General features: G+C 45.0%; 11 protein-coding genes. 8 read left to right on the forward strand and 3 right to left on the reverse strand.

Features of this window, described 5'->3' with window-relative positions; genetic code table 11:
• Positions 1-750 precede the first annotated feature (750 nt).
• The 4 genes from alaS to ychF all read left to right on the forward strand — a co-directional run bounded on the left by alaS (position 751) and on the right by ychF (position 8098).
• Positions 751-3372 (forward strand): alanine--tRNA ligase, encoded by a 2622-nt coding sequence (gene alaS, locus A3GK_RS0108330; protein WP_026161808.1) that lies wholly within the window; start codon positions 751-753, stop codon positions 3370-3372.
• A gap of 4 nt (positions 3373-3376) precedes the next feature.
• Entirely contained in the window at positions 3377-4402 is a 1026-nt protein-coding gene (locus tag A3GK_RS0108335) for a 3-dehydroquinate synthase (protein WP_018029001.1), read from the forward strand.
• 64 nt (positions 4403-4466) lie between these two features.
• Positions 4467-6992: an endopeptidase La gene (gene lon, locus A3GK_RS0108340; protein WP_018029002.1), complete on the forward strand. Its 2526-nt coding sequence runs from the start codon at positions 4467-4469 to the stop codon at positions 6990-6992.
• A 2-nt stretch (positions 6993-6994) separates the two neighbouring features.
• Complete coding sequence (gene ychF / locus A3GK_RS0108345; protein ID WP_018029003.1) at positions 6995-8098, forward strand: redox-regulated ATPase YchF; 1104 nt, start codon at positions 6995-6997, stop codon at positions 8096-8098.
• Positions 8099-8178: 80 nt separating this feature from the next.
• On the opposite strand, the gene A3GK_RS0108350 is transcribed toward ychF, so the two are convergent.
• The 3 genes from A3GK_RS0108350 to A3GK_RS0108360 form a co-directional block, all read right to left on the reverse strand.
• Positions 8179-9123, reverse strand: a complete 945-nt coding sequence (locus tag A3GK_RS0108350) for a helix-turn-helix domain-containing protein (RefSeq protein ID WP_018029004.1) — start codon at positions 9121-9123, stop codon at positions 8179-8181.
• 191 nt (positions 9124-9314) lie between these two features.
• Complete coding sequence (locus tag A3GK_RS0108355; protein ID WP_018029005.1) at positions 9315-10022, reverse strand: porin family protein; 708 nt, start codon at positions 10020-10022, stop codon at positions 9315-9317.
• Positions 10022-11752, reverse strand: coding sequence for a LysM peptidoglycan-binding domain-containing protein (locus A3GK_RS0108360; RefSeq protein WP_244860739.1), 1731 nt, complete (start codon positions 11750-11752; stop codon positions 10022-10024). The genes A3GK_RS0108355 and A3GK_RS0108360 overlap by 1 nt, the downstream gene beginning before the upstream one ends.
• A gap of 632 nt (positions 11753-12384) precedes the next feature.
• Here A3GK_RS0108360 and gyrA point away from each other — a divergent pair.
• From gyrA to A3GK_RS0108380, 4 genes are all read left to right on the forward strand, one after another.
• Complete coding sequence (gene gyrA / locus A3GK_RS0108365; protein WP_018029007.1) at positions 12385-14967, forward strand: DNA gyrase subunit A; 2583 nt, start codon at positions 12385-12387, stop codon at positions 14965-14967.
• Between the two features lie 87 nt (positions 14968-15054).
• Positions 15055-16284 (forward strand): tetratricopeptide repeat protein, encoded by a 1230-nt coding sequence (locus A3GK_RS0108370; RefSeq protein WP_018029008.1) that lies wholly within the window; start codon positions 15055-15057, stop codon positions 16282-16284.
• Between the two features lie 242 nt (positions 16285-16526).
• A complete protein-coding gene (locus tag A3GK_RS0108375; protein ID WP_018029009.1) occupies positions 16527-17885 on the forward strand; it encodes a PhoH family protein in 1359 nt (452 codons plus the stop codon).
• A gap of 48 nt (positions 17886-17933) precedes the next feature.
• The gene (locus A3GK_RS0108380) at positions 17934-19751 is read left to right on the forward strand and encodes a biotin/lipoyl-binding protein (RefSeq protein ID WP_018029010.1); all 1818 of its coding nucleotides are present in this window, start codon (positions 17934-17936) and stop codon (positions 19749-19751) included.
• The last annotated feature ends 390 nt before the right edge of the window (positions 19752-20141 follow it).

Here is a 20141-nt window from a genome sequence, read left to right on the forward strand (position 1 = left end):
CACACAGGTCGTTCGGGGCTAACGCCCCTCCGACCTGTGCCTATTTAAGAGGGACCTCTGCCGAGGTCCTTACGCCATTATCCTCAACAGATTGTATATCATCATTCGTACAATAGTCTTTTCTAATGCGTAATCCCTGCCAACCTAGTTCTAATATACATATATACATATAGGGTACTTATCGAACAACCTAAGGCATTACTGATTCGTAACCTTACTTATAGCCTCAAATACATCGGCACCTACGCTCATCATCTATGGGTTGAATTTAGTTGGGAGCAAACAATTTAGTTTGATACCAGCAAAGCAAAAAGCGAGTTGCAACTAAGCAATCGGTTTGTTGCATCTCATTTTTTTGCTTTGATATGTAGTTGGATATCACTTGTTTGAATATGATGAAAAAGAGTGCTACTTTGGGAGGGTAGGGTTTCTGCCACAATGTGTACACCCATTCAGGAATAGAATTGACTGAGTGTCTACCTATTCAGGAATGCGATAATATAGCGTCCACATATTCCGCTTGCCTGCGGAATGTATTCCGTAGCCGTGCGGAACGTATTCCGTAGCTATGTGGAATCCATTCCGCACGCATACGGAATATAAGGTTGGCGTGTCTACTGTTTCAGGAGAGGACAGAGGACAACCCCTAAGTTCTAAAGCGAAGTGTAATTTTAGTGGAGAGTAACTGCTAACTATTTGGTATCTTTGCGAGTTGAAGGTTTGGTCGTTTGATCTTATATTTGAATTAATATGATGACAGTTAATGAAATAAGGGGGAAGTATTTGGCGTTCTTTGAGAGTAAGGGTCATAAGGTGGTGCCTTCGGCACCTATGGTGATCAAGGATGATCCTACACTTATGTTTACTAATGCTGGTATGAATCAGTTTAAGGATATCATACTGGGGAATGTGCCGATCAAATATAGCCGAATGACCGATAGTCAGAAGTGCTTGAGGGTGAGTGGCAAGCACAACGACTTGGAGGAGGTGGGGCATGATACCTACCACCACACGATGTTTGAGATGCTAGGTAATTGGAGCTTTGGTGATTACTTCAAGAAGGAGGCGATTGCTTGGGCGTGGGAGCTACTTACGGAGGTATATGGTATCGATAAAGACCGCCTGTATGTGACGATCTTTGAGGGTGCCGAGAGTGAGGGGCTAGTGCGTGATAATGAGGCACACGACTTCTGGGCTGAGCATATTTCAGAGGAGCGCATCATTGATGGCAATAAGCACGATAATTTTTGGGAGATGGGTGAGACAGGACCATGTGGTCCTTGCTCCGAAATTCATATTGACTTGCGTAGCGATGAGGAGCGTGCCAAGGTGGATGGTAAGAGCTTGGTGAATCGTGACCACCCACAGGTGGTGGAGATTTGGAACCTTGTCTTTATGCAGTACAATCGCAAGGCCGATGGCTCGCTGGTAGGTCTGCCTAATAAGGTGATTGATACTGGTATGGGCTTGGAGCGCCTCTGTATGGCTTTGCAGGGCAAAATGAGTAATTATGATACCGATGTCTTTACCCCACTGATTGATAAGATTGCAGAGCTGTCGCAGAGTAAATATGGTGAGGATGAGCAGAGGGATATCGCTATGAGGGTGATTGCCGACCACGTCCGCACGATTGCTTTTAGTATTACTGATGGGCAATTGCCAAGTAATGCCAAGGCAGGCTATGTGATTAGGCGTATCCTTCGTAGAGCGGTGAGGTATGCCTATACATTCCTCAACCAGCACGAGCCCTTTATGTACCGCCTGATACCGACCCTTATCGGATCGATGGGCGACCATTATACTGAGCTAAAGCAGCAGGAGGAGATCATTACGAAGGTGATCAAGCAGGAGGAGGCCTCTTTCCTCCGCACCCTAGAGACGGGTATGTCTCTATTGGAGCAGCATATCCGTGAGATGGGTGATAGCCGAATGTTAGATGGCAAGGTAGTCTTCGAGCTATATGATACCTATGGATTCCCTACCGACCTCACCGACCTTATCCTACGGGAAAGAGGGTTGAGTGCAGACCTTGAGGGCTTTGAGGTGGAGATGAAAAAGCAGAAGGAGCGCGCTAGGAATGCCGCGCACATTACTGCGGGTGACTGGGTAGAGGTGCACGCCGGCGAACAGGAGTTTGTGGGCTATGATTTCCTTGATGTGGAGACTGAGCTACTGAGGTATCGTGAGATTGAGCAAAATAAGGTAAAGACGATTCAGGCAGTGATTAGTCGCAATCCATTCTATGCCGAGGGAGGTGGACAGATTGGCGATAGAGGGGTATTGGTCGGTACTGAAGATGGAGAGGAGATAAAGGTGGTGGATACTATCAAGGAAAATAACCTCCCTATCTCGGTGCTGGAGAAGATTCCTAGTAACCCTAGCCAAACTTTTGAGGCGAAGGTGGATCAGAAACTGAGGCGACAGACTGAAGCGAATCACAGTGCTACCCACTTATTGCACCATGCCCTAAGGGAGGTGCTGGGTGTGCATGTGGAGCAGAAGGGATCGTATGTGAGTGATCGGCTACTTCGATTTGACTTCTCACACTTCGCAAAGATGAGCCTTGAGGAGCTTCGCCTAGTGGAGCTGAAGGTAAATGAAGCGATTCGGCAGAATAGCACAAGGGAGGAGCACCGCTCTATGCCTATTGAAGAGGCAAAGAAAATGGGGGCGATGGCCTTCTTTGGTGAAAAGTATGGCGAGGAGGTTCGTGTGATAAAATATGGCGACTCCATTGAGTTCTGTGGCGGTACCCATGTGCCTAGCACGGGAGTGATTGGTTCCTTTAGAATTGTCTCGGAAAGCTCTATTGCTGCTGGCATCCGTCGTATTGAAGCGGTGACGGGTGTAGGGGCAGATGAGTATTACTTTGAGCAGCAAGATAAAATCTTGAAGGTGCAGGAGATGCTTCAGAATGCCCCCAACCTGGTAAAGGCGGTGAAGAAGCTGATTGAGGAGGATGAAAAGCTACGCAAGGAGCTGAAGCAAGCTCATGAGCAGCAGAAGCATCAATTGGTGGATAAGCTCTTTACTTCGGCAAAGTCTTTGGCGGGTGTGGAGGTGATCACCGCTCAGCTTGATGCTCCGGCTAGTTTGGTGAAGGATGTGGCCTTCGCTCTGAAGCCTCGTCTGAAGGACAAGAAGTTTGTTGTTGCCTTGGGTTCGGTAGATAATGACAAGCCATCGCTGACCTTGATGCTATCTGATGAATTGGTGGAGAAGGGCCTCAATGCTGGTCAATTGGTGCGTGAGGCTGGAAAGCTGATTCAAGGTGGTGGCGGTGGACAGCCCAACTTTGCTACCGCTGGAGGTAGGGATAAGAGTGGCGTGAAGGGTGCTCTGGATAAAATCATTGAAAGTTTAGATCTGTAATTCATTGGGGAAGACCGAAGCATTAGTACTTGATATTGGGAGCATTGCTGAAAGGGTGCACGACTTGGCAAGTAGGCACAAGGTGGCTCTACTGGCCGATGACAATACTATTGAGCAGTGCTATCCATTGATTGATGATGAGCAGGTAGATGTTCTTCTAGTACCTATTGGAGAGGAGGCAAAGTCTCTGGAGGTGGTTCAGTTTTTATGGAACTCTCTAGCCGACCTTGGCTATACTCGTTACGACTATCTGATCACGTTGGGGGGTGGTGCGGTAAGTGATGTGGGTGGATTTGTGGCGAGTACCTACATGAGGGGCATTCAGCTGATACATATCCCTACCACATTGCTAGGGATGATTGATGCCAGTATTGGCGGCAAGACAGCTATTGATTACAGAGGGGTTAAAAACCTTGTGGGATCATTTTATGAGCCTAATGAGGTGTGGGTGTCGCTCGCCTTTTTAGAGACGCTTCCAAAACAGGAACTGCTAAGTGGTCAGGGGGAGCTGATAAAGTATGGTCTCTTAGATGGTGATGAACTCTATCAAGAGACCTTGGACCTTGAGGTCATCGCACCGGACTTGATTGCGAAGGTGATCCAATATAAACTGGATGTGGTGGCTGCTGATCTGCGAGATGAAGGTGGAAGAGTGGTGCTCAACCTTGGGCATTCTACGGCTCATAGCCTTGAGGCTCTGAAGATATCTCGTGGTGAGGTATTGCCACATGGTATTGCAGTGATGGCGGGGCTAATTGTGGCACTTTATATTTCATATAAATGGTACGGACTGAAGGAGCAGGTGCTCTCTCAGTTGGTGCGGGTGGCGAAAGATAGATTTCCTAGAGTTGCTTTTTCTTGTGATGATTATGAGGAAATGTGGCAGTTCGCTTTGAAGGATAAGAAAAATTCTGGGGGTGCCGAGCTCACTATGGTATTGCTAAGTGAGGTGGGTTGCCCAATGACAGAGCAGGTAACTCGTAAGCAATGGGAGGAGGCTTTGGACTTTTATCGGGACTTTATGTTTTGATTGGCATACTATTTGCTACTACTAAGTAAGTGATTGGGAGGTTTTTTACTTTTAGGAATAAAGGATGAATATTGATTATTATATGAATGACTTTGACGAGGACAACGGAGTGATACCAAATGTATTGCCGATGATCATACCTGATGATGACGCTATGCCAGACTATAGTCTTAATAGCAAAAGGCTGAATAAATCGCTTCCGGTGCTCCCATTGAGGGATATGCTACTTTTCCCCGCAGTGACCATACCTGTGATGGTGGCGCGAGAGAAGAGTAGACTGATAGTAGATAGCTTAGAAAATAAGAGGGATCGCCATATCATTGTGGTGGCTCAGAAAGACCCTGAGGTGGAGGATCCTGAGATGAAGGATCTATTTCCATATGGTACCATAGCTGAGGTGATCAGGGTACTGGAGGTAAATGATGATCTGGTAACGGTGATCCTACAAGGGAAACAGAGGGTGGAGCTTACAGAGTTGACTAAGAGCGACCCTTTCTGGATGGGTAAGTATCGACTCCTTGAGGATGTACACCCAGCTGAGGAGGATATGGAGTTTGAAGCTTTGACCGACCTGATTAAGGAGACGATGGTAAAGCAGCTGATCCTTCAGGGTGAAGCTCCTAAGCCATTTGTGGCCTCTTTGATGAAGTTGACTCATAAGGAGAGTATCGTCAACTTCGCTTGTGTTTACTTCCCTGAGTCTATGACGGATAAGGTGACGTTGCTGATGCTGGACAATATCAAGACCAGAGCTTTTCAGGTGCAGCGGATGCTCAATAAATCTTTGGCTCAGGAGGAGCTGAAGCATGAGATTCACCAGAGGACCAAGGTGGATATTGATAAGCAGCAAAAGGATTACTATCTGCAGCAGCAGATCAAGGTGATCAAGGAGGAGCTGCAAGGGGGTGAAGACCTTGAGGTGGAGGAGCTTTTGAAAAAAGCTAAGGCTAAGAAGTGGTCTAAGGAGGTCGGTGATATTTTTGAGAAGGAGGTGTCTAAGCTCCAAAGAATGTCGGCACAGAGCCCTGACTACAGTGTCCAGATTCAGTACCTTGAGACCATATTGGATTTGCCTTGGGGTGAGTGTACGGAGGATAACTTCAACCTTAAGAACGCTGAGGCGACTTTGAATAAAGATCATTTTGGCCTAGATAAGGTAAAGGAGCGTATTCTGGAGCACTTAGCTGTCCTTAAGCTCAAGGGGGATATGAGGTCGCCAATTATCTGTCTCTATGGCCCTCCTGGAGTGGGAAAGACTTCTCTAGGAAAGAGTGTTGCTGATGCCCTTAATAGGAAGTATGTGAGGATTTCGCTCGGCGGTCTGCACGATGAGGCGGAGATCCGAGGCCATAGGCGTACCTATATCGGTGCGATGCCTGGGCGTATTATTAAGGGGTTCTTGAAGGCTGGTTCGTCTAATCCTGTCTTTGTGCTTGATGAGGTGGATAAGCTAGCGATGGACTACAAGGGGGACCCCTCTTCTGCCCTTTTGGAGGTGCTTGACCCTGAGCAAAATAATACGTTCCACGATAATTATCTTGATATAGACTACGACCTAAGTAAGGCGCTATTTATAGCCACTGCCAATAATGTGGGGGATATCCCAGCACCGCTCCGTGACCGTATGGAGATGATCGAGGTAAGTGGTTATATCCTAGAGGAAAAGGTGGAGATTGCTATGAGGCATCTGGTGCCTAAGGAGATCGCTAATCATGGACTTAAGAAGAGTCAGGTGAAGATCTCTCGCAAGACGATTGCAGCATTGATCGATGGGTATACGCGTGAAAGTGGTGTGCGCCAATTAGAAAAGACGATTGCTTCATTGCTGCGTAAGGTGGCAAGAAAGGTGGCTGATGAAGATGCTGTAGCTGAAGGGGGTAGTCCGATTACTATTGCCCCAAAAGATCTCAAAGAGTATCTAGGATCACCCAGGTTTTTGTCGGAGCAGTATGAGGGCAATGACAATGCTGGTGTGGTGACGGGACTCGCATGGACTAGCGTGGGAGGGGAAACTCTCTTAGTAGAGAGTGCTATAAGTCCAGCTAGGACGGCGGGTAAACTTACCATCACTGGTAACCTTGGCGATGTGATGAAGGAATCGGCCATTTTGGCTATGGAGTATATTAAGAGCCATAGCAGTCTGTACGATATTCCTGCGGATCTATTTGAGTGCTGGAATGTGCATATCCACGTTCCTGAAGGGGCTATTCCTAAGGATGGACCTAGTGCAGGTATCACTTTGGTTACTTCCCTTATCTCTACATTCACTCAGCGTAAGGTGAATCCTCAGATAGCGATGACGGGAGAGATTACTCTTCGGGGTAAGGTGCTCCCTGTAGGAGGCATCAAGGAGAAAATCCTTGCCGCCAAGCGGTATGGAATCAAGACCATTATCTTGTGTGAAGAGAATAGGAAGGATATAGAGGAGATCAAGGATATCTATATCAAGGGACTTAACTTCGTGTATGTTAAGGATATTAAGGAGGTGATCCAAGTGGCACTAAGCGACGAAAAGGTCTCTAATCCTATTGATCTTATGGGACATCTTCAAGAGTATAGAGAGAGTTTAAATCAGAGTAAAAGTAAGTAAATATGGCATTACAGTGTGGAATCGTAGGGCTCCCAAATGTAGGGAAATCAACCCTATTTAATTGCCTTTCGAATGCAAAGGCTCAGTCGGCCAACTTCCCGTTTTGTACGATTGAGCCCAATGTGGGTGTGATTACCGTACCAGATAATCGACTAAATAAATTGGCTGAATTGGTTCACCCCAATCGTATAGTCCCAACGACTGTGGAGATCGTAGATATTGCAGGACTAGTAAAGGGAGCGAGTAAGGGCGAAGGACTAGGTAATAAGTTTTTGGCCAATATCCGTGAGACTGATGCCATTATCCATGTATTGAGGTGCTTTGACGATGATAATATTACTCACGTCGATGGCAAGGTGGATCCAGTACGTGATAAGGAGGTGATCGATGTAGAGCTTCAGCTGAAAGATCTGGAGACGGTGGAAAGCCGCATTCAGAGGGTGGAGAAGCAGGCCAAAACTGGTGGCGATGCTCAAGCTAAGGTACTCTTTAATGTCCTCTCGCAAGTTCGTGAGGTGTTACTACAAGGAAAGTCTGCACGATCGCTTAGCTTTGATTTGCCTGAAGAGCAGAAAGCGATGAAAGAGCTCTACCTATTGACGGCTAAGCCAATCCTCTATGTCTGTAATGTGGACGAAGCCTCTGCTGTGGACGGCAACAAGTATGTTGATGCTGTACGCGAGGCAATTAAGGAGGAGGACGCTGAGCTATTGGTAATTGCCGCTCAGACGGAGAGCGAAATTGCTGAATTGGAAACGTATGAAGAGCGCCAGGAGTTCCTTGAAGCAGTAGGACTAGAGGAGAGTGGGGTATCTAGGCTGATTAGAAGTGCCTATGCTTTGCTTAATCTGGAGACCTACTTTACTGCCGGTGTACAGGAGGTGCGAGCATGGACTTATACTAAGGGGTGGAAGGCTCCACAAGCAGCGGGAGTGATTCATACTGACTTTGAGAAGGGATTCATTCGCGCTGAGGTGATTAAGTATGAAGACTTTATCCACTACGGGAGTGAGCAAGCGGTTAAAGAGGCTGGTAAGCTCTCAGTCGAAGGTAAGGACTACGTAGTGCAGGATGGAGATGTGATGCACTTTAGGTTTAACGTCTAAATACAAGTATTTCGGACAAAAAAAGAGTGAGGTACACTACACAGTGTACCTCACTCTTTTTACTAATTATGGAATGTGAATTACTTATCAGAATAGTTGGTTCTGTAGTAATGCATATTATTGGCTCTTCTCTCAGCAGCTCTTTTCTCTGCCTCTTCTCTGACTAGCTCCTTGCGATGCTGTGAAGGGGTTTTATTGAACTGCCTACGACAGAATACGGTAAAGTGGCTTGGACTAGAGAATCTGAACTCCTCCATAATGTCTTTGAAAGGTACGGTGGGATCCGCCAAGCGTTCTTCAATCATCTCTGCCTTGCGGTCTAGCATCCATGTGTATGGGGGCACGTTGAAGGTCTCCTTAAATAGCTTATTGAACTTGCGGATATCAATTCTACGCATATCGGCTAGGTCTTGGACCGACTTAGCTCTATAGTGATTCATGATAACGAACTCTTTGAAGTCTACCTCTTTCCTAAGTAGTGGTGCCAAGAGCTCTCCAAGTACTTCAGGTTTGTAGTATCCTGCAAGTACAAAGAATACCTCCTTTAGTTTTTGCTCCATAATCTCTACGCATTGAAGCCCATCTTGGTAGAATCGATGAATGGTCATCAAGCTCAGCTTTAGTGGCTCATAGATTTCAATGGTGCGGTGAACCATGGTAATAGGAGCGTATTTTCTCAAGTTGTTGAAAGTGTAGCCACTGCAGAGATGAGAGAGCCTATCAAACATAAATATCTGTAAGGTGCCTTCACATCCTAATGTGATCGAGAGTGTGTTGTTACTCTCAACAAGCATCCCAAAAGGGGCATTGCGGGTCTCGTTGATATCAGTGGAGGTGGGGTCGAGATCGTTGGTGATACTGTAGCGAGTATCACTGCTATCCACAAAAATAAGGAGTGTCTTATCGCCACTCTTTATCTCTTCTTTTTGCTCAGGCTTCATTGCTACCTCTTTATAAGCACTGGTTTTGTTGTTGCCAGCATAGCAGTCGCAGCCTAAGTGACGTTCTATATTAACTGGTTTCATATGTAATATAAATAATTCCTCTCCGTCTCCGCGTATGCATAAGGAACAGAAAGGAGGTGATTTTGATAAATGAGTTACAAAATTACTGATATTAATCGAAATATACAAGGGTATCAATTAAAAGATTCAGTGCCTCTAATATTTCGACAATAAGGTTGCTAGTATTTAGTGGTAGGCAAAGACCTTATGTTCTAAAAAGAATAGAGTAGGTAGGTTTTTATCGCTATTATCTGCTCTGAGGATTTGCCAAAGTAATCGCTCCGTGAATTGCCATAGATCTCTCCAAGTCCATAAACGTATGAGCCCCTTATACCTGCAACGAAATGTGAAAAATGATACTCTGTGCCTACACCGCCACCGATACCCCATGCAAACTTGTTTTCAACGGGCATCTCATGCTGGCGGGTGACGACACCAGGTATCTTTTGGTCGCCAAAATTGCTCTTAGAGCTTTCGGAAATGAGATAGCCAAAGTGAGCCCCCATATCAATGGTTAGCTTTAGAGCCTTCTTGCCAAAGGTTAATTGGGTCATTATAGGCATATTGACGAAGGTGAGCGTGCGATCATAGAATAGCCCTAACTGGTTGTATGGCTCCTCTAGGTCTTTCGGCTTCTCCATCCACCCTCTCTGAGAATAATCAAATTCGATCCAAATTCCTCCAACGACATTGGAGAGGTTGTACACGTAGCCAATATCGTATCGCATCACCAGCCCTGCATCAAAGCCAATCTTGGGGCCCTGTTGTACCCTAGGTGTGAAGATGAGGTTGCTCAGGTTAACACCAGCGGTAGGTCCTACCATAAACTTGCGCTGAAAAGGTTCTGGCTCACCTTGCGCAGCACCATCAATGGCTACTAGCAGTAGTGCTGTAAGTGTAGTGAAAAATAAACGCTTCATCAAAATCTCCTAGCCTCCCCTCTTTCTTGATATTGCACGAAAAATACTCCTAGGTTACTTTTGAATTCCCCATTCCCTGGTCGGCTAACGAAATCAAATTTGCTCTGCACCCCATTCCAAGACATCTCCGACCTGTTATTTTTTGAGGATAAGCGTCCAAGGAAAAAGCTCGCTGTATCATAGCCGAGCAAGCTGTAGCGTGGGTAAGTGGAGCCTAGACCATGGTTGAACCATTTTGAAAATTGACTTTCAAAGCTTTTGTAAGTAGTACTCTCGGGATCCACAAAAAAGGTAGTATAGAAAATAGCTTTATTCACTTTCAGATCATTGCCAAGAGAGTGCGAGTAGGTTTGCCATTCAGGATATCCGAAGGGTATGATATTGGTGACTGATAGGCTGTCTCTAGCAACATTAAGCGTCTCAAGTATACTCTTGGCGACTGACAACGACCCTACATCTGGCACCACAACTACTTGGGAACTTTGGGATGAAAGGTTGTTGACTGTATTTAGATTGCTGAATAGGGCTAGATCAATCTCACTGTACGACACTTTGTATTTGTCTAATTCACCCTGTAATATCGAAATGAAGTCGTCCTTATTACTTTGATCATAGTTGCTCCTCACAAATTGAATGTGGAAGTTGCGGAATTCTTGAATAAACTTCTGTGCTACCGTTTTGTAGAGTGCTTTATGCGGGGTGTTGACTTGATAAGTCTTAGAGTTCCTACGTGCAACTTGAGGATAATCTCTTGATGTAAATGGGATGACGTAAGAGGCTCCCTTCACCTTTGCAATCTGTGATAGCTTATCAATAGAGGTGTCTGAGACGCCTCCTAAAATCATATCAATCTTCGGAAGTCCGTTGAGGGCGGCTATTGAGCTTTCAAGCTTTTGGTCGCTACAATCAACTGCATGGAGGTGAATGCTCATTCCGCTCTTCTTCGCTTCAAGTAGAGCCATTAAGAATCCCTCATAGTACATACTAAATCGGCGTCCTTTGTCTTCGCTAAAGGGTAGGGCAAGTGCTACAGTAAAACCACTAGCTACGGGAAATGCGGGGCGACTTCCCAGTGCCTCATTATTGGCAAGGGTGTTGTCTGGAATCAGTATTGTAGCATCTGCTTTCAATCCATTCTTGATCTGAGGATTGTAGTGATAGAGCTGCTCTTCGCTCCACCCAGTCACTTGGAGCAAACTATATATTGTGGCTCCAGCCGGTACTTTATATGCAATTAAGCCTGTAATACTTCCATTGGTAGGCACTGGCGAAGGCTTTGACCCTTCAGAACGGTAGACACCACTCTCGGATGTAGATTGAGGTATGACAATGATGATGCCTTGAGAAAGTTTATCGGCATTATTTATGGAAGAGTTGGCAGATAAAATTGAATTGACCGATACTCCATATTTTCGAGCAATAGAGTATAGGGTCTCCCCCATTTCCACCTTGTGGTAAATTGGAGTGTTTTTATTTGGGGTGTTGTCACTTGTTTGGTCCATCGGGATGATTAGCTTTTCTCCCACTCTAATGCTTTGAGCAGCATGAGGGTTTAATCGGCAGATATCCTCAATGGTTACTCCATAATTCAGACTAATCCTATATAATGTCTCCCCTTTTGCTACAATATGCTCTTTATGTCCTTGCTGTGCATTTGCACTCAAGGTGACTATGAATAGTATATAGAAAGCCAAGGATCTATATACAGCCTTTCTTATTTGCATTGTCATATCTATTACGTTACGTATACACTAGTAATTAATTATGCAAATATAGCAATTTAGCACTAAGTATCAAGCTGTTTATCCTTCCTTTCTGGTATTTCTGGTGTTTTACCGTGCACTGAGTGTCTATGGGTAAGGACTTACTAGGCGATCCGATTTGTTGTGGCAACCAAGTCAGAGGAGAGCCTGCCCCAAGCCCTCCATAAACCTCTATGCTAGTAGGGCAAAAGTCGAGATGCAACTAAGCAATTGGCGAGTTGCAACTAAGCATTTGCTGGGATGCAACTCGCCAATTGCTTAGTTGCATCTCGATAGACGCTTTTGTATGGTGTTGAATGCCAGATGATTGCGAAGATGGTGTCTGTGAACCAACATTGTCTGGTTTTCCGTCTAATTTCATGGTTTGAAAATTATGGATTGCAGAGTGCCTCGTAAGGGTAAAATGGATTCGTAGCTAGTCGAGCCCTGATGTTTGGCTTCCTCAATGTGCAATCCCAGATCTCTTGACTTATAATGTAGGCTTAGTTGTAATTTTTTTGTACCTTTGGCTAAAGAATTGTGGCGATGATGAATTGGTTTTTGACCGATTTATACTTGTTACATAGGTTGATAAGAGTCGAAAAAGTTTTTAGATACTGATGCAAGAGGATAATAAACAGGGGGGAAAGGTAATTGAGGTAAATCTAGAGGAGCAGATGAAGTCGGCGTATATCGACTATGCAATGTCTGTGATAGTGAGCCGTGCATTGCCTGATGTGCGTGATGGCTTTAAGCCTGTACATAGGCGCATCCTCTATGGGATGAATGAGTTGGGAAATACCCCTGATAAGCCCTATAAGAAGTGTGCTCGTACTGTGGGTGATGTGATGGGTAAGTACCACCCCCACGGCGATAGCTCCATATATCTCGCTCTGGTGCGCTTGGCACAGGAGTGGAGTATGCGCTACACGCTAGTAGACCCTCATGGTAACTTTGGCTCAGTAGACGGTGATGGCCCTGCTGCGATGCGATATACGGAGAGTAGATTGGCTCCATTGGCTATGGAGATGCTCTCTGATATCAATAAGGAGACGGTAGATATGGTGCCCAATTACGATGACTCTACTGTGGAACCATCTGTACTCCCTAGCCGTATTCCAAATCTTTTGGTGAATGGTGCATCGGGTATCGCTGTGGGTATGGCCACTAATATGGCTCCTCATAACCTGAAAGAAGTGCTTGAGGGGGCATTGGCCTATATTGATAAGCGTGGCGATATCTCTGTGGCAGAACTTATGGAGTACGTAAAGGCTCCAGACTTTCCTACCGGTGGTACGATTTATGGATACCAAGGAGTGAAGGAGGCTTTTGAGACCGGACGGGGTCGAATCGTTATTCGTGGTAGAGCGGAGATAGAGGTAGATGGTCAGCACGAGCAGATCGTAATTACAGAGATCCCCTACAATGTGATAAAGAAGGACTTGGTGAAGAGTATCGCCGACCTTGCCACCACAAAAAAGATTGATGGAATCAGCAATGTGCAGGATGAGTCGAGTGGTAAGACAGGTATGCGCATTGTCATTGATATCAAGCGAGATGCCAATGCGGGTGTAGTACTCAACAAGCTCTACAAGATGACCACATTGCAGAGCTCGTTCAGCGTCAATAATATTGCACTTGTCAATGGCAGTCCTCAATTGTTGAACCTTAAGGACTTAATTGGGGAGTTTGTGAAGCACCGCTTTGAGGTGGTAACTAGGCGTACTACCTACGATCTGAGAAAGGCAGAGGAGCGGCTCCATATCCTCGAAGGACGAATCATAGCTGCTGATAATATAGATGAGGTAATAGCGATCATTAAGAGCTCGGAAAAGCAGTCTGATGCTATTGAGCGGCTGATGGCTCGCTTTAACCTTTCACAAATTCAGGCACGCTCTATTGTAGAGATGCGTCTTGGTCAGTTGACAGGTATGGAGCTAGAAAAGCTACATGCTGAATACGATGAGGTGTCGGAGCGAGTGACCTATTTCAAGAGCCTGCTTGCTGATGAAAATCTTCTTTATGGCGTCATCAGTGATGAGCTTCGCGAAATCATTGAAAAGTATGGAGATGATAGACGAAGTGATATCGTTTATGCTACTGCCGATATGAATCCAGAAGATTTCTATGCCGATGAGGATATGGTGATAACCATCTCTCATATGGGATATATCAAGCGTACACCACTTGCCGACTTTCACGCTCAGAGTAGGGGTGGAGTAGGGGCTAAGGGTAGCGATACTCGCGATGAGGACTTCGTGGAGTATATCTACAGTGCCTCTATGCATGCTACTTTGCTATTCTTTACAGAGCAGGGTCGGTGCTATTGGCTTCGCGTATTTGAGATTCCTGAAGGAGCTCGCAACTCTAAGGGAAGAGCAATTCAAAACCTTCTCAATTTGGATGCCGATAATAGAGTTAATGCAGTCCTAAGAGTAAAAGACTTAACTACTGACGAGGAATTTGTAAATACCCATTATCTTACCTTCTTCACGAAGAGTGGATTGGTACGTAAGTCAAGACTTAAGGATTTCTCAAGGCCACGCCAGTCTGGTATTATAGCGATAAAGCTACGTGACGATGATAAGGTAGTGAGTGTGATGCTATCCAATGGTAAGTGCGACTTTGTATTGGGAAGTCGAAAGGGTAGAGCTGTACGCTTCTCTGAGAGTGTGCTTAGGCCTCTAGGACGTTCTTCTATGGGGGTACGGGGAATGCGTTTGGAAGAGGACGGTGATGAGCTGGTCGGAGCTGTATGCATTAAGAAGCCAGAGGAGGAGACAATCTTGGTGATCTCTGAAAATGGATATGGTAAGCGCTCTAGCCTTGAGGATTATCCTCTGAGAAATAGAGGAGGTAAGGGAGTTATTACTCTTAAGATAACTGAGAAGACTGGTGAACTGGTCTCAATCCATAGCGTTACGGATGCACACGACATTATGATTATTAATAAGAGTGGTGTGGCCATCCGAACGAGTATGAAAGATATCTCCGTGATTGGTAGAAATACTCAAGGTGTGAAGCTGATCAACCTCTCAAAGCGTGGCGATGAGATAGCTAGTACCTGTAGAGTGCTCTCGGAAGAGGAGCAGCAGCCTGAAGTGGAGGAGCGTGACGAAGGTGTTTACGAAGCTGATGGTGCGGATATAGATGATAGCGAGTTCTCAGACGATCATGCAGATCACGATTCTGACCAGGAGTAATTGATTAAACCTTACCGACCGTGTAGGGTCATACTATTGAGAAGTAAAAGAGAATAAATATTATTACTAATAAAAAGATTAGAAGATATGAAGAAGAGATTTTTCTTAGGTACACTGTCTGTTTTGCTAGGTGCTTTTTTAGTAGTGCCAGCTTTTGCACAAGAGAAAGTGGTAAAAGAGGTAGAGCGTACCGTGAAGCGTGATAAGGCTGATATCAATGCAGCTCGACAATTAATCAAGACCACTTTGGAAAACCCAGAGACCGCTAATTCGGCTCACGCATGGTATGTGGCTGGATTTGTAGAGGAGAAGGCTGTAGAGAAAGGCTTTATTAAGCTACAACTAGGTGAGGCTGTGGATGAGGCAGGGTTCTACAAGCCTGTTTATGACATGGTTAATTATTATGAGAAGGCGTATGAGCTGGATCATCAGCCCAATGATAAGGGCCGTGTGAGACCTAAGTTTGAGAAGAAGATTCGTGAGGCTGTGAGCACCTATTATACGCAGTTGATTAATGCAGGTAATGAAGGGCTACAAAGTGGCGACTTTAAGAAGGCCAATATGTATTTCTCAAAATTCGGTGAGATGAAGAATCATCCAATGTTTGAGGGTACTCCAGTCGCTACTGCTGACTCATTAAGCATGGAGGTGGCTTTCTTCTCTGCCTATGCTGCTACTCAGATGGAAGATAATACTACTGCTGCCATTGAGGAATTGAAGCGCATCAAAGACGTCCCATTTAACCAAAATGAGGTATACCAGCTTCTCGCACTTCAGTACATCAATTCTGGTGACACTGTTAGCTACGAGAATACTCTTAAGGAGGCTATTGACGTGGTACCACAAGAGCCAATATTCTTGACCAACCTTGCCAATATTTTGATCATTAAAGGTGAGAATGACCAAGCTTTGACTTTCCTAAATCAACTATTGGAGAAGGATCCAACTAATCCACTAGTACTCTCTACTATGGGACAGATCTATACTGAGGGTAAGAAGGATTACAAGACTGGGGAGAGCTACTACCTCAAGGCAGTGGAGCTAAATCCTGACTCAAAAGAGGCTATCTATGGCCTTGCACAGGTCTACTTCAACCAAGGTGCTGATGCCATCAATGAAGCCAATAACATCACCGATCAAGATAAGTATACTGTTGCTCTTGAGAAGGCAAAGTCTTTCTATACAAAGGCCTTACCTTACCTAGAGAAGGTACACAACTTAGATCCAGAGAATTCTCAATTCCGTACCGCACTCTATAATGTGTACTATAATCTTGGTATGGAAGACAAAATGGCCGAAATGGATGCGGCGCAATAAGCAAAAGCTTCATTACACGTAGTAATAATGAGGAGGTATATCGTTCTTTACGATGTACCTCTTCTCTTTTTTCTCTACCATATATTGGTCGGGTGGAAAAAAGAATTAGGGAGTTATGTCGTTATTGTAAAATAATTAGGTACATTTGTAGTGATAACAAATATCGAAGTAATGTCGGTGTTGCGGAGATGAAAAAACACTTTTCCACCAGAATGACATAACTATGTGAAAGGAGATAAACTATGGCGAAAAAAAACTATGTGTTGGATACCAACGTGATACTTCACGATTATAAGTGTATCAAAAACTTCCAGGACAATAATGTATACATACCAATTACTGTCTTAGAGGAGGTGGATAAGTTTAAAAAAGGTTACGAGCAAATCAATTTTAATGCTCGGGCTTTTACTCGCACACTTAATGAAATCATTGGTGGTGCTGAGGCTGACTCTTCTGCTAAGGATAATGGTGTCAAGATTGAGGAAAATGGGGTGCTTATTAATGCCGACGGAGGTAAAGTATTTATACTAACTAGTGGGCAGCATCACAGTAAGGTATCAGAAGTATTTAAGGAAGACCTAAATGATCATAGGATACTATCTGCAGCACTTACTCTCTCTGAGCACTCTGACCTACCAACAATACTGGTGACTAAAGACTTTAATCTACGGATCAAAGCTCTTTCATTAGGATTGAAAGCCGAGGATTATACTACCGACAAGGTGGATGTGGAGGATATTTCTACTTCCGACTTTAGCGAGGTGGAAGTGGATGACCCAGCAGTGGTTGATTCATTATATAGTGCTGGTAATGAAGGTCTGCCAGTAAGTGAGCTATCATTGCCATCTGCTCCTATTCCCAATCAAACTTTTATTCTCAAAAGCCCACAGAGCTCGGTCTTGGTGAGGACTTTAAGTACTGGAGAGAGCGTTCGCCGCATTGAAAAACGGACCTTTATGGGTATTACCCCTAGAAATGCGGAGCAAACAATGGCATTTGATCTCCTAGCTGATCAGTCAATATCCCTAATTGGAATGACAGGTACAGCAGGAACGGGAAAGACCTTACTCGCTCTCGCAGCAGCACTTGCACAGGAAGAGGATTACCAGCAAATCTTACTGGCTCGTCCGATCGTTTCGCTTGCCAATAAAGACTTGGGATTTCTCCCTGGTGACTACAAGCAGAAGATTATGCCCTATATGCAGCCATTGTTTGATAACCTTAATGTGATTAAGGCTCAGTTTGGTGAGAACTCTAGCCAAGTGAGAAAGTTGGAAGATATGCTTTCGAGCGAGAAGCTAGTGATCGAGGCACTTGCCTATATTAGAGGGCGTAGCCTTTCTAATGTAATTTGTATCATTGATGAGGCTCAAAACCTAACTCCTCAGGAGATAAAGACGGTAATTACGCGTGCTGGTGATAATACGCGTATGATATTCACTGGTGATGTGCATCAAATTGATAGCCCTTATCTTGATAGTAGGAGCAATGGTCTTGCCTATATGATTGAGAGGATGAGGGGAGAGGACTTCTTTGGTCACGTCAATCTTGTGCAGGGTGAGCGTTCACACCTCAGTGATATGGCAGCGAAGAAATTATAAACGTGATAATATAAACTATATAAATACCTAACAGATGCAGCATTGAATATGGCAAAGAAATCTATTAAGTTTAGTCTCGTATACCGAGATATGTTTCAGAGCTCTGGTAAATACCAACCAAGAGCTGACCAATTGGCTAGAGTGGCACCACTCATCGTGGAGATGGGGTGCTGGGCACGTGTAGAGACTAATGGTGGAGCTTTTGAACAAGTTCAACTACTCTATGGCGAAAACCCAAATAAGGCAGTAAGAGCCTTCACAAAAGCCTTTAATGAGGCGGGCATCCAAACACATATGCTTGACCGTGGCTTGAACGCACTTCGTATGTACCCTGTACCAGCTGATGTAAGGCGTTTGATGTACAAGGTGAAAAAGGCACAAGGAGTCGATATTACTCGTATCTTCTGTGGTCTTAATGATGTGCGTAACATTATCCCTTCTATCCAATATGCCAAGGAGGCAGGGATGATCCCTCAGGCTGTTCTTTGTATTACTCACTCACCTATCCATACCGCTGAGTACTACACAGGTATCGCTAAGCAACTGATCGATGCTGGTGCTCCTGAGATTTGCTTGAAGGATATGGCTGGTATTGGTAGGCCTACTCTTCTTGGTAAGGTGGTTAAGGCAATTAAGGAGTATAATCCTGATGTAATTGTACAGTACCACGGCCACTCTGGTCCTGGTTTTTCTCCAGCTTCTATGCTAGAGGTGGCTCGTGCTGGTGCTGATATCCTTGACTGTGCAGTAGAGCCACTAGCTTGGGGTAAGATTCACCCTGATGTAATTACCATACAAGCGATGCTTAAGGCAGATGGCTTTGATGTGCCTGAAATCAATATGAATGCATATATGAAAGTAAGGAGTATGACTCAGGAGTTCTTGGATGATTTCTTGGGCTACTTTACAAACTTTGGTAATCTACAGTCTTCTTCTCTACTCGTGGGTTGTGGATTGCCAGGTGGTATGATGGGATCTATGATGGCCGACCTAAAGGGTATCCACTCTGCGATCAATATGTATCATAAGCAAAATAATGAGCCTGAGCTGACCATTGATGACTTGATGGTAAAGCTCTTTAAGGAGGTGGAATATGTATGGCCAAAGCTGGGTAACCCACCATTGGTAACTCCATTTAGCCAGTATGTCAAGAACGTTGCCCTAATGAATGTATTCAATATGGAGCGTGGCGAAGGACGTTGGCAGGCTATTGATAAGAATACTTGGGGTATGATCACAGGAAAGTCTGGCAAGCTACCAGGCACCCTGGCTCCAGAGATTATAGAGCTAGCTAAGGAGAAGGGCGAGGAGTTTACCGATGCCAACCCACAAGACTACTACCCAGATGAGCTGGATAAGTATCGTAAGATCATGGATGAAGAGGGTTGGGACTATGGTCAGGACGATGAGGAGCTATTCGAATTGGCAATGCACGAACAGCAGTATCGCGACTATAAGAGTGGCGTAGCTAAAGAGCGCTTTGAGGCGGACTTGGCTAAGCTACGTGCTGAGGATCAGGCTAAGAAGGGTTATACAGCTGATGACGTGAAGGAACTCGTTAGAGCCAATTATATCCCTGTTACTGCTCCCGTAAGTGGACAAGTATTCTGGGAGCTAGACTTTGAGGACCAGTCTGCTGCACCAGCAGTTGGTACTTCTTATAGAGCTGGTAGCAAGATGTGCTTTATCCAGACCAATGTACTCTATACCGTAGATGTCAAGGCTGGTATCTCTGGACGTATCCGTGAGATTGTAGCCGACCAAGGTGCGCACGTACGTAAGGGCGATGTGATTGCTTACATGGATGACTGTGAGGATTTCCTACCCGAGCCTGAGGAGCAAAAGGAGTATGTTAAGCGGTTGTAATACCTTACGGTATCTTACACGAATGTAATTAAGAGGAGGGGAGTAAGCTCCCCTCCTCTTTTTGACCTATAAAAAGAAAAGAGAGGTGAGCCAAACGCTCACCTCTCTTTTAATTGGTATGACGGGCATGTCATACATCTGTGGTGAAAGTCCACCCGGGGCGTAGTTGCCAACGAACCCCATAGCGACTTGCAAGTTTCAAGGGGTGACCCTTGGGAGAGAAGAAGCAATAGCGAATTCGTGGCCTGACGAACAGAAACCTAATACTAAGGCGTGTCAAGCGGACAAGCTGGCAAAGACAGTGAAGTTCCAAAAGGCAATCGTAACCTTGATGCGTAGATTAGGCAGGTCTAAGTTCTAAACCGAAGTGCAATTATTGAGGTACTAAGG

It is taken from the genome of Porphyromonas somerae DSM 23386, assembly GCF_000372405.1.
Taxonomy (GTDB): Bacteria; Bacteroidota; Bacteroidia; order Bacteroidales; family Porphyromonadaceae; genus Porphyromonas_A; species Porphyromonas_A somerae.